The sequence below is a fragment of the Tepidicaulis marinus genome (genome assembly GCF_000739695.1).
Lineage (GTDB): Bacteria > Pseudomonadota > Alphaproteobacteria > Parvibaculales > Parvibaculaceae > Tepidicaulis > Tepidicaulis marinus.
The window spans coordinates 95,879-106,800 of the sequence record NZ_BBIO01000014.1 but is presented as its reverse complement, the minus strand read 5'-3'; the positions used below and the strand labels follow the sequence as shown (position 1 = coordinate 106,800).

The following is a 10,922-nucleotide window of genomic DNA, read 5'->3' as shown; positions in this document are numbered from 1 at the left end:
TTTCCGCCGGCAGGCAATTACACGATCAGCTTCAATGGCGCGAACCTGACCATCACGCCTGCGGCGCTGAGCGTGACGGCGAATGCGCTTTCCAAGGTTTATGGTGCGGTGGACCCCGCGCTCACCTTCACCCATAGCGGGCTGACGGGCGGGGATGATGCCTCCATCTTCACCGGCGCCTTGGTGCGTGCGGCAGGGGAGACGGTGGCAGGCGGGCCTTACGCCATCACGCAAGGCTCCTTGGCGGCAACGAGCAATTATATTCTCAGCTTCAACGGCGCAAACTTCACCATCACGCCCGCGGCGCTGAGCGTGACGGCGGATGCGCTTTCCAAAATCTATGGTGATGCCGATCCGGCGCTGACCTTCGGCTTTACGGGGCTCACAAATGGGGATGATGCCTCCGTCTTCACCGGGGCGCTTTCCCGGGCGGCCGGCGAGACGGTGGCGGGCGGGCCATACGCCATTACGCAAGGCACGCTTTCCGCAGGCAGCAATTACACCATCAGCTTCAACGGCGCCAATCTCGTCATTACGCCGAAGGTGCTCAGCGTTTCTGTCTCCGCCGATGACAAGGTCTATGACGGAACGGTGGCGGCGACGGGCACGGTGGGCGGCTTGGGCGGCATTGTCGGCGGCGATGATGTTACGGCCTCGGGCTCGGGCAGCTTTGCCTTTAACGATGCCAATGTCGGGGCCGGGAAGGCGGTCAATGTGACGGGCCTCACGCTTTCCGGCGCCGATGCGGGCAACTATACGCTCTCGCCCAATGCGGCAACGAGCGCTTCCATCACGCCTGCGGCACTGTCGGTTTCGGCGGATGCGCTCTCCAAAACTTATGGTGAGGCCGATCCTTCCTTCACCTTCAACTTCGCCGGGTTTGTCGGCGGAGATAACGCCTCGCTCTTTACCGGCGCGCTTGCCCGCGCGGCGGGGGAGACCGTGGCAGGTGGACCTTACGCCATCGGCCAGGGCACGCTTTCGGCAGGCGGCAATTATACGATCAATTTCACCGGCGCCGACTTCACCATCACTCCGGCGGCACTGACCATTACCGCCAATGATGCCCAAAAGGATGAAGGCGATACGCTGCTGCTCAGCGGTTTCAGCGTGGCGGGGCTTGTGGCCGGGGACAGCGTAAGCGGCGTCAGCCTGACGAGCCCCGGGACAGTGGCAAGTGCGGCGCCCGGTACTTATGTCATCACGGCAAGCAATGCGGCAGGCACCGGCCTTTCCAACTACGCCATTACTTATGTGAACGGTCAGCTGACGGTGATCGAGATGCCGCTCGTGCCGTCCAATCCGCTGCCCGGCACGCCGCCGCTTCCCGGCGACATCACGCTGACCTCCTTCCAGCCGGGCACGCTGCAAAATGCTTGGCGGCCGGAAGATCAGCCCATCGGCAAGGGCGAGGGGGCAGGCGGTTTCTGGACGCTGCCGATCCTGCTGCAGCTTGGCGGCTTTGGCGGCGGCGCGGATGATGGCGGCCTCGTGACCGGCTCGATTGGCCAGGGAGACGGCCAGAGCGGCGGCCCGAATGACGGCAGTGACGAAGAGCGCTGGAACCTCTTTACAGGCCAGGCAGGCCGTTTCGGCTCTTACACGAATATCGGGGTGCAGGACCTGCGGCCTCTCCCCGTCACCGGTACCTTTTCCGCAACGACAGAATGATAGGACAGAGTGTGGGGGAGCAGTTGGAAGAAGCCCGCCGGCGGCGTTTGCGTTACATGGTGCCGGTGCTGGCGTTGCTGATGCCGGCCTTTGGCGGCATGGCGCAGGCAGCGGATGAAGATTTCGAGCGGATTGCCCCGCAAGAGGCCCCGCCGCTTGAAGGGGGCGGCACCCTCACGGTGCCCGATGCGCTGGAGGAACCGGATGGCGAGGCAGGCGATGTCATTCTGCCGGCGCTGAAAGGCATTGTGGTTCGTGCGGAGGGAGGCGCGATCGAGGCGGGCGGTGTGGACCGGCCGGGCATCGACGCGGCCTCGCTTGGGCGTGAAGAAGCGGAAGTGCGCACGGCGCTGGAGCCGTTTCTCGGGAAGCCTTTCCATCAAGGCGATATCGGCAAAATCTCGCGGGCTATCGTCACTGTTTACCGCGAAGCCGGGCGGCCTTTCGTCGATGTCTCTTTTCCCCCGCAGGATGTGACGGCGGGCACCGTGCAGGTGCTGGTGACGGAGTTCCGTCTCGGACAGATCGAAGTTGCGGGCAATACCTGGTTTTCGGAAGCGCAATACCGGGACGGGATCGGCATTCGCCCCGGCGCGCCGGTGGAAATCGAACGGCTGAAACAGGGCATCAATCAACTCAATGCCAATCCCTTCCGCCGGGTCGATGCGGTGCTGAAGCCGGGCGCAAGCCCCGGCGCGACGGATATCGCGCTGCAGGCCGAAGACCGCTTTCCCTTGCGTGTTTATGCAAGCTACGACAATACCGGCACGCCGCTGACCGACCGGGACCGCTGGAGCCTTGGCTTCAACTGGGGCAATGCCTTCTGGCTCGGTCATCAGCTTTCCTATCAGGTGACGACCAGCGGCGATCTCTTGCAGGAGCGGGACAGGGGCGCGGGGCAGAGCGACGATCTGCGTTTTGAAGCGCATTCCTTCACCTATACCGCGCCGCTGCCCTGGCTTGATACGCTGCAGCTGTTCGGTTCGCATGTGGAGCAGGTGCCCGATCTCGGTCCCTTTTTCGGGCAAGAGGGGCTTTCCTATCAGCTCAGCGCGCGCTACCGCCACGCGCTGCCGTCGCTTTCCTTTGCAAGCCACAGCGTGAGCCTCGGCTTCGATCATAAATCGACGAATAACAACCTGTCTTTCGGCGGCACACAGATTTTCGCCAATACGACGAATGTCGATCAGTTTCTGTTGAATTATGAAGCAAGCGCGGTGGACCCTTACGGGCAGACGACGCTGGTCAATTCACTCGTCTGGGGGCCGGGCGGTTTCAACAGCCATAACACGGACGATGCGTTTGCCGGGTCCGGCACTGCTTTTGCCGAGGCTTCTTATCTTTATGACACGCTGGAGCTGACCCGCGCGACGCGTCTTCCCAAAGAAGCAAGCTGGGTGCTGCGCGTGAAGGGGCAGATTTCCGATGGCAATCTCTTGCCGAGCGAGCAGCTTGGCGGCGGCGGCGTGGATAGCGTGCGCGGCTATGAAGAGCGGGCGGTGAACCGGGCGCAGGGCATTCTAGTGAGCAATGAGCTGCGCTCGCCGCCCTTTCCGGTTCTGGGCCAGGGGTTCGACTGGGCGGAAGTCCGGATGCAGCTCGTCGGCTTCTGGGATTATGCTTATCTTTCCGACAAAGACCGCCAGCCCAATCTCTCCAAAAGCGTGACGCTGCAAAGTGTGGGGGTGGGTGCGCGCTATGTGCTCGACCGTTATCTGTCGGTGCGTTTCGATTATGGCTGGCAGCTTCGAGAATTGCCGGGCGCGAGCGATGAGGGCCAGCTTGGCACGGTCTCGGTGACGCTAAGCTATTGATCTTCTTTCATCGGGTTTTGTCTTAAGGCGGTCTCCGGGCCGCCTTTTTCGTTTCAGAGGCGGGCTTGAGAAATTGACGGCTGGTGCCAAATCGACATAATGTATGTCATTAGTTTAAGCGCCACGGAAAACGGCCGGGCCTGGAGGGGATGGGATGCGGTTGCTCAATTGGAAAATTCTGGTGCCTGCCGCTTTGGTGGCCGTGCTGGCCGCCGTGGGCTACGCTGAGCGCAAGACCGTGCTGGTAAACGCGATCGGCTTTTACATGCAATGGAAGCGCGATGTGGAGCCGAACCGCACCGTGACATGGGCGCAGGCTGAAGGCGAGACGGCGGCGTCTTCCCGCCCCGCCGGCGAGCAGCCCAATATCGTTCTCATCGTGGCCGACGATCTGGGCTTTAACGATCTCAGCTTTTTCGGCGGCGGGGTAGCGGGCGGCAGCGTGCCGACGCCGCATATCGATTCCATCGCCCGGGAGGGGATGAAGCTTTCCAACGGCTATGCGGGCAATGCAGTCTGCGCGCCTTCGCGGGCCATGATCATGACGGGGCGCTATTCCACGCGCTTTGGCTTCGAGTTTACACCCGTGCCGGACGGCATGCAGCAAGTAATCCGGGTGCTCTCCAGCGGCGACGACAGGCTGCATCCCGTCATTGTGGATGCGGACGTGCCCGAAGCGGATATTCCCTTCGAGCAGCGCGGCATGCCGGCATCGGAAACGACGATCGCCGAAGTGCTGCACGAGGCCGGGTATCAAACGCTGCATATCGGCAAATGGCATTTGGGCCGGACGGAAGGTTTCCGTCCGCGCGATCAAGGTTTCGATGAAAGCTTGATGATGGAGGGCGGGCTTTACCTGCCCGAAGGATCGCCCGATGTCGTCAATTCCAAACAGCCTTTCGATTTCATCGACCAGGCGCTGTGGCAGGTGCTGAATTATTCCGTCAGTTTCAATGACAGCGCGCCTTTCGAGCCGGATGGCTATCTGACGGATTATTTTACCGAAGAAGCGGTCTCCGCGATCAAGGCCAACCGCGACCGGCCTTTCTTTCTCTATCTTGCGCATTGGGGCGTGCATACGCCGCTCCAAGCGGCCAAGGCCGATTATGATGCGCTCTCGCATATCGAGGATCACCGGCTGCGCGTTTATGCGGCGATGGTGCGCGCGCTCGACCGCAGTGTCGGTCAGGTTCTGCAAACCCTCAAAGAGGAGGGACTGGAGGAGAACACGCTCGTGATTTTCACCAGCGATAATGGCGGCGCCGATTATGTGGGCCTGCCGGACATCAACCAGCCCTATCGCGGCTGGAAGCTGACCATGTTCGAAGGGGGCACCCATGTGCCTTTCTTCGCCAAATGGCCGGGGCGGATCGAACCGGGCAGCACCTTGGAAAGCCCGGTCTCCCATCTCGATATTCTGCCGACATCGGCAAGCGTTGCCGGACTGTCCGGCTGGGAGGTGAAACCCATCGACGGGGTCGATCTGCTTCCCTATCTGACCGGCGAGAAAGAGGCGTTCGAGCGCCCGATCTTCTGGCGGGAGGGCTACTATCAGGCCGTCCTGCACCAAGGCTGGAAGATGCATGTCTCGGATAATCCGGACAAGGTCTGGCTGTTCAATCTGCGCGAAGACCCGACCGAACAGAACAATCTGGCGGAAGCGGAGCCTGAAAAAGTTGCCGAACTGAAAGAGATGCTCGCCGCGTTCAATGCGGAGCAGGCCGACCCTTCCTGGCCTTCCGTCAGCGAGCTGCCCGTGCTGATCGACAAGACCGGTGCGGAAAAAGCGGAGCCGGGAGACGAATATATCTATTGGCCGAACTGATCCGGCTTTAAGAGGCCGCGTCCGGCCGGGGTTTTAAGGAGAAATAGAGCGCTGCTGCAACGAGCGGCAGAAGCGCCAGCGTCGCATAGGCTTCGGGCGGGTGATGGCCGGTGCCGGAAGGCTTCAGTACCCAGCTATTGAGCGCGATCAGACTGCGCTCCATCAAGATAATGAGAAAGAAGAACGGCACTAGCGCGCGGTAGCGCAGCGCGACAAGCAGCATGAGCGTGCCATAAGCGATTTGCGTGGCGCCCGCCCAGGCAAAGGTGCCGATAATGACAGGCCCGCCCGCGCTCAGATCGAGCCCGGCAATGGTGCCTGCGCCGCCATCGGGCAAGAAAGCATGGATGAAGCCGGGCACGATCGTTCCTATCGCGAGGAGAGCGAGGAACAGCGGGCAGGCCTTGTGCCCAAGATAGGGAGTGGCGGGAGAGGGAAGGAGTGCGCTCATCTTGTGTTTGCCCTCATGTGCCCGGCTGGCGCAGAAGCAGCAGCGCCATGCTGCCCAGTGCGGCGATAAGGCCAAGCCCCAGCGCCGCCCAGATACGCGGACCGGCCATGAGACTGATCATGGGGGAGGTGGGCACGGAAAACGTGGCGGGAATGGCAGCGACCTTGAACATGTGTCCGTCTTTAAAGGCAGGGTCGGTGACAAGTTCCATCGCATCGCGCCGGCTGCGGTAACGCATCCATCCCATGATCGTCCAGCCGGGATTTTCAGCAACGTTCCAGCTATCCACATGCCCGCCCACAATGCGGGCGGCAATGGCGGGATGGCCCGCGCGCTTGAAAAGCGCTTTGAAGAAAGCGGACGTATAACCGCTCAAGATTTCCTGGGAGGATTTGAGTTCGCCCGTTTGCGGATCGGGGACTTTCCCTTCATGGAGCTTGACGAGATTGAGCATGAAAAACTCGCGCCCGTCATCCTTCTCCAGAAAGCGGCGTAAGACCGCCGGGTCCGTTGTGCCGTTCGGCGTTCCCTCGGTAAGGCGGGACATGTAGTGCTCGACTTCCTCCGGCGTGAGCGGGCCTTGCCAGTTCTGATACCAGCCCAGAAACCCGAGATAGATGAAAAGGGCGGCGGCCCAAAGCCAGAGAATATTCATGTGATCCCCGCGTTTGACGGACGCAATATAATGACATAAATTATGTCAATAAATTATTCCGGTCAAAGAAAACCTCGTTCCTCTCAGGCAAGGTCCGTCCATGAGCATTCGGGAAATCGTTTCTCCCTTTTTCGCCGCCCGCATTGTCAGTGAAAAAAGGCAGGAAGAGGCACGCGCCGCCGCTGAAAAGGCCCGCCGCAAAACAGGGGCGCCTCACGAGGTTTTCTATTTTCATCAGCCGGACGACCCCTATGCGGTGCTTGCCGCGCAGCTTCTGGAAAGCCTGACAGAACGCTTCGACATCAAGCTGACGCCCATGCTGGTGCCGCCGCCTGCCGATAATGACGCGCCGGAGCGTGAGGCATTGGTCAATTATTCGCGCAAGGACGGCGCGCTGCTGGGGCAAAAATACGGACTTTCTTTTGATGATCCGGGCCGCCAGCCGGATGGGGCGCTCACCGCGCTTGCGGGCCGTATTCTGGCCAGCGCTATTGCCAAGGGGCGCTTTCTGGAAGCGGTTTGCGCGACGGACCGCGCGCTTTGGCAGGAAGATACGGGCAAGATCGACGCGCTTGCCGCGACATTCGGCATGGCGGGGGAGGCGGAGACGGCCCGCGCGATGAGAAAAGGGGCCGAGATGCGGAGGCGCCTCGGGCATTATCTCGGCGGGGTGTTCTGCTATGCGGGCGAGCAATATTGGGGCGTGGACCGGCTGCATCATCTGGAAACGCGGCTGCATGGGCTTGGGGCTTATATTGGAGAGGAACCCTTTGCGCCGCTGAAGTCGCCGCCTGCGCTCATGGCTGGGCCGGGTGATGAAGCGGCAGGGCCCACGATCGATTTCTTTCTCTCCTTGCGCAGTCCTTATACGCATGTTGCCGCGCCGCAACTTTTCGCTCTTGCCCGGCATCATAATTGCCCGGTGCGGCTGCGTTTCGTTCTGCCGATGATGATGCGCGGTATTCCCGCTTCTTTTCAAAAGCAGACTTACATCATGCGCGACGCCAAGCGCGAGGCTAAACGGGCGGGGATCGATTTCGGCCGCATCGCCGATCCTTTCGGCAGGCCCTCCGAGCGGGGGCTTGCGCTCATTCCTTATGCGGTGCGGGAAGGAAAAGGCGAGGCTTTCGTTCTTTCCTTTCTCCGCGGTGTCTGGGCGGAGGCGATCCGCTCCGGTTTCAATCGGGGGCTGAAAAAGATCGTGACGCGTGCCGGCCTCGATTGGAAAGAAGCCAAAACCTTTCTTGAGGATGAAAGCTGGCGGGAAGAGGCGGAAGAAAACCGTGAAGAGCTCTTCGCGCACGGGCTTTGGGGCGTGCCGACCTTCGCGGTGGGCGATATTGCCGTGTGGGGGCAAGACAGGCTTTGGGCCGTGGAAGATGAAATCATTCGGCTGAAAGAGAAAACGCGCGTTCAAGGCTGAACGCGCGTTTTCTTGGTCAAGGCCGGGCCGGGGCTTAGCCTTCCCAGATTTCGATATTGTCTTTCCGGCCGACGCGGCGGTTGCTGCGCAGCGTCATGATCTCCGAAAGACCCGTTTCCTCGAGCAGCGCGCTGACGGATTTTCTGTCTTCATCTGCCAGCGCATTGAACGCGTCCTGAATACGCTGCAGCAAATAGAAGCGGTAGGGCATGACGCCGACATCGAATGTCTTGCCCCGCCACTCGAAAGAACATTTGCCGATGGCGCGCACAAGTTTCTCACCGCCCACCGGCGCATTCGCGGGCAAGTCCGGGTTCTCGGCCAGCCAGCCATTCGTAAAGGCGGTGAAGGCGCGGATTTCCGGCAGATAATCCGAGGCGACGCGCTTCAGCAAGGTTTTGAGCGTCGCTGGGATTTCATCGCCGGGCAGAAGTTCTTCCGGGTAATCCAGAAACTCGGACATATCCGCGCCCCAGGCATTCATGCGCTCGGTCCAGCGGAAGAGCGCGGGCGCGCGCCGCTTCATCATCTGGGCGGGGTAGGGATCGCGGCCGAGATGCGCAAAAAGGCTGGCAATGAGCCCGTAGTCTCCAATGGTGGGGGCGCCGCCGAGAAGATAAGGCGTTTGGGAAAAATGCGCGTTCAGTTCTCCCATCAGCTCTTCATAGGCTTCCTCGATGATGGGTATGGTTTCGGGCACAACCCCGAACATGACGGCGGCTGCGCGCATGCGTCCCGTCGATTTGCGGATGATCTCGAGCCGCTTTTCGCGCGGTGCGGAGGGCATGGCGAACAGGCCGAACTGGTCTTCGATGAAATCGAGATTGGTCTCGTCGAAATTCCAGCGGTAATGCATGGCCGGGCGCACCATGCCCTCGCCGCCGAACATCTCGAAGATCAGCGAGGTAATGCGCTGGCGCGGGCTTTCGGGATAGGCGGAATGACGCGCGAGGCCCCGCTTTTCGAACCAGTCGATAATATCCGTGCCGTCCTGAACGATTTCGCCGTCCGGCGTTTCGAGCACGGGAATGATCCAGCGGTGAATAGCGGGCATGATCTTCTCGCCATAGCGCGGATGGCCCGCCGTCAATTCCTCGAAATCGACATGCTGCTTGATCAGGTAGGAGCGGGCTTTGCCGGAATAAAGCGAATGCGGCATGCCGTAAAAGCGGAACTTGGTCATGGAAACTCTTCCGGAAATAAATTCTTTTCGGTCGTTCTAATGGCGTGACCATATGGCATAATATCTGCCAATAAAAGCATTCATCGAATTGAGAAGGACGGGCCGATGGCGGGCAGCGCCGCACAAAAGAGCGAGCCGAAACAGGACGGTCGGCTGAACCGGAGCGTGAAGACGAAAGCGGCGATTGCCGCTGCTTTTGTGGAAATGGTGGATGAAGGCAATCTTGCGCCCACCAGCGAGCAAGTGGCGCTCAGAGCCGGGGTGGGGCACCGGACGGTGTTTCGGCATTTCCAGGAAATGGAATCGCTGTACTCGGCAATAAGGGATGAGATTTTCAAACTGATCGAGCCGATCCTAACGGAGATTTCCACGGACCTGCCGCTCGAAGAACGGATCAAGCTTGTCGTGCGTCAACGCATCCGCTTTTTCAAACGCATCACCATGTTCCGCCGGGCGCTGATTGCGCGCTACTGGACCTCGCCCGCGTTGCAAGAGCTAACCCGGCAGGATGAGAAACTGATGCGCGCCTTACTGCTGAAGGCGCTGCCCGAATGCGCGGCGCTTCCCCAAAAGACCTTCGAGGCGGCGGATCTGCTTTTGTCTTTTGAAAGCTGGACGCGGCTGAAGGAATTGCAGCGCCTTTCCGACGCTAAGGCCCGGGCCGTGATCGAGGAAACGGTAACGGCGCTGATCACCGGCGCACGCTAATAGGGCGCGGAGATTTTTCTGGCTGCCGAGGTTTATAATGGCATAATATATGTCATTATATATGTGAGTGCCCGATATGACGATGAAACACAGGCAAGAGTGTGAAGCAGGCGGTGATGCAGCTGCCTTGCCCATCCTGCATGGCCTTTCCCTTTCTTATTTCACCGGCAAGCTCGAAGCCTATATGCGGGCAAAGGGGCTCGGCTACCGGTTCCGGGAAATGGATATGGCGGCGTTCCGCCGGGCGGCGCGGGCCACCGGCATCGCGCAGATGCCGCAGCTTGAATATCCGGACGGCACCTGGCTCAGTGATACGACACCGATCATCCGGCATTTCGAGGAAATGGGAGAGGGGCCGGCATTCAGCCCCGCCGATCCCGTCACGCGGTTCCTCAGTCTGGCGCTTGAAGATTACGGCGATGAATGGCTTTGGCGGCCTGCGCTTTATTACCGCTGGGCGTTTGATGAGGATGCGCGGCTGATGAGCAGCCAGATTGCGCGCACCATGCTGCGCGATCTGTCGCTGCCTTTCGCCTTGCGGCGGCAGTTTATCCTAAGGCGCCAGCGCAAGGTGTTCCTCAAAGAAGACGGGGTGAATGCGCAAACGGCACCCGCCATCGAAGCGCTCTACAAACGCACTTTGGCCGAGATGGACGGCCTGCTTCAAACGCGCCCCTTCCTTCTTGGCGCGCGCCCTTGCGAAGCGGATTTCGGCTTCTTCGGTTCGATGTTCCGGCATTTCTCGCATGACCCGACGCCCGCCGCGCTGATGCGGGAAAAGGCGCCTTATGTGTTTGCCTGGGTAGCCCGGCTTTGGGCCTACCGACCGGAAGATGCGGAAGGGACGGTTTTGCCCGAGGGTATTCCGGACGGACTGGAGGGCTTGATGGCGGATTTCCGCGATGAATACCTGCCCTATCTCGCAGCGAATAGTGCGGCCTTTGAACGCGGTGCGCGGGACTTGCGCTATGAAGCAGCAGGGACAAGCTGGGCCCTACCGGTCAATCCTTACAGGGTGCACTGTCTTGCAGCTCTTGCCGCGGCGTATCAAGCGCTTTCCGCCGGTGAGAAGGCACAGCTCGAACCGCTCTTACATGAGGGCGCGCGGATTTTGACGGAACATAAAGGCAAGGTGCCGAATGCGCCTGCCGCAAATGCCAAGCCGGCCGACCGGCAGTGGCGCTGAAGGGAT

The 10,922-nt window shown here is 60.6% G+C and carries 9 protein-coding genes; 6 read left to right on the top strand and 3 right to left on the bottom strand.

Annotation, left to right across the window (positions count from 1 at the left end; all coding sequences use genetic code 11):
- The 3 genes from M2A_RS18200 to M2A_RS12960 all read left to right on the top strand — a co-directional run.
- On the top strand, window positions 1-1,671 hold a 1,671-nt coding region (locus M2A_RS18200; protein ID WP_045448308.1), incomplete at its 5' end, for an MBG domain-containing protein.
- An 11-nt stretch (window positions 1,672-1,682) separates the two neighbouring features.
- Entirely contained in the window at window positions 1,683-3,485 is a 1,803-nt protein-coding gene (locus tag M2A_RS12965) for a ShlB/FhaC/HecB family hemolysin secretion/activation protein (protein ID WP_197052930.1), read from the top strand.
- Between the two features lie 154 nt (window positions 3,486-3,639).
- The gene (locus tag M2A_RS12960) at window positions 3,640-5,310 is read left to right on the top strand and encodes a sulfatase (RefSeq protein ID WP_045448305.1); all 1,671 of its coding nucleotides are present in this window, start codon (window positions 3,640-3,642) and stop codon (window positions 5,308-5,310) included.
- A 7-nt stretch (window positions 5,311-5,317) separates the two neighbouring features.
- Here M2A_RS12960 and M2A_RS17495 read toward each other — a convergent pair whose 3' ends face one another.
- Both M2A_RS17495 and M2A_RS12950 read right to left on the bottom strand, forming a co-directional pair.
- Window positions 5,318-5,761: a hypothetical protein gene (locus tag M2A_RS17495; protein ID WP_156101764.1), complete on the bottom strand. Its 444-nt coding sequence runs from the start codon at window positions 5,759-5,761 to the stop codon at window positions 5,318-5,320.
- 13 nt (window positions 5,762-5,774) lie between these two features.
- On the bottom strand, window positions 5,775-6,416 hold the full coding sequence (locus M2A_RS12950) for a hypothetical protein (RefSeq protein WP_045448303.1): 642 nt from the start codon (window positions 6,414-6,416) through the stop codon (window positions 5,775-5,777).
- A gap of 100 nt (window positions 6,417-6,516) precedes the next feature.
- Here M2A_RS12950 and M2A_RS12945 point away from each other — a divergent pair, with 100 nt between their 5' ends.
- Window positions 6,517-7,839, top strand: coding sequence for a DsbA family protein (locus M2A_RS12945; protein ID WP_045448301.1), 1,323 nt, complete (start codon window positions 6,517-6,519; stop codon window positions 7,837-7,839).
- 34 nt (window positions 7,840-7,873) lie between these two features.
- Here the strand turns inward: M2A_RS12945 and M2A_RS12940 are convergent, their stop codons facing one another.
- Entirely contained in the window at window positions 7,874-9,022 is a 1,149-nt protein-coding gene (locus M2A_RS12940; RefSeq protein WP_045448299.1) for a glutathione S-transferase C-terminal domain-containing protein, read from the bottom strand.
- 105 nt (window positions 9,023-9,127) lie between these two features.
- Between M2A_RS12940 and M2A_RS12935 the strand changes: the two genes are divergently transcribed.
- Entirely contained in the window at window positions 9,128-9,730 is a 603-nt protein-coding gene (locus M2A_RS12935) for a TetR/AcrR family transcriptional regulator (protein WP_045448297.1), read from the top strand.
- A gap of 82 nt (window positions 9,731-9,812) precedes the next feature.
- Window positions 9,813-10,916: a glutathione S-transferase family protein gene (locus M2A_RS12930; protein WP_197052929.1), complete on the top strand. Its 1,104-nt coding sequence runs from the start codon at window positions 9,813-9,815 to the stop codon at window positions 10,914-10,916.
- The last annotated feature ends 6 nt before the right edge of the window (window positions 10,917-10,922 follow it).

Bases quoted from the DNA above. Each gene is read 5' to 3' on its own strand.
- M2A_RS12950 (WP_045448303.1), bottom strand. From the start codon at position 6,416: ATGAATATTCTCTGGCTTTGGGCCGCCGCCCTTTTCATCTATCTCGGG.
- M2A_RS12940 (WP_045448299.1), bottom strand. From the start codon at position 9,022: ATGACCAAGTTCCGCTTTTACGGCATGCCGCATTCGCTTTATTCCGGC.
- M2A_RS17495 (WP_156101764.1), bottom strand. From the start codon at position 5,761: ATGAGCGCACTCCTTCCCTCTCCCGCCACTCCCTATCTTGGGCACAAG.
- M2A_RS12930 (WP_197052929.1), top strand. From the start codon at position 9,813: ATGAAACACAGGCAAGAGTGTGAAGCAGGCGGTGATGCAGCTGCCTTG.
- M2A_RS12945 (WP_045448301.1), top strand. From the start codon at position 6,517: ATGAGCATTCGGGAAATCGTTTCTCCCTTTTTCGCCGCCCGCATTGTC.
- M2A_RS12935 (WP_045448297.1), top strand. From the start codon at position 9,128: ATGGCGGGCAGCGCCGCACAAAAGAGCGAGCCGAAACAGGACGGTCGG.
- M2A_RS12960 (WP_045448305.1), top strand. From the start codon at position 3,640: ATGCGGTTGCTCAATTGGAAAATTCTGGTGCCTGCCGCTTTGGTGGCC.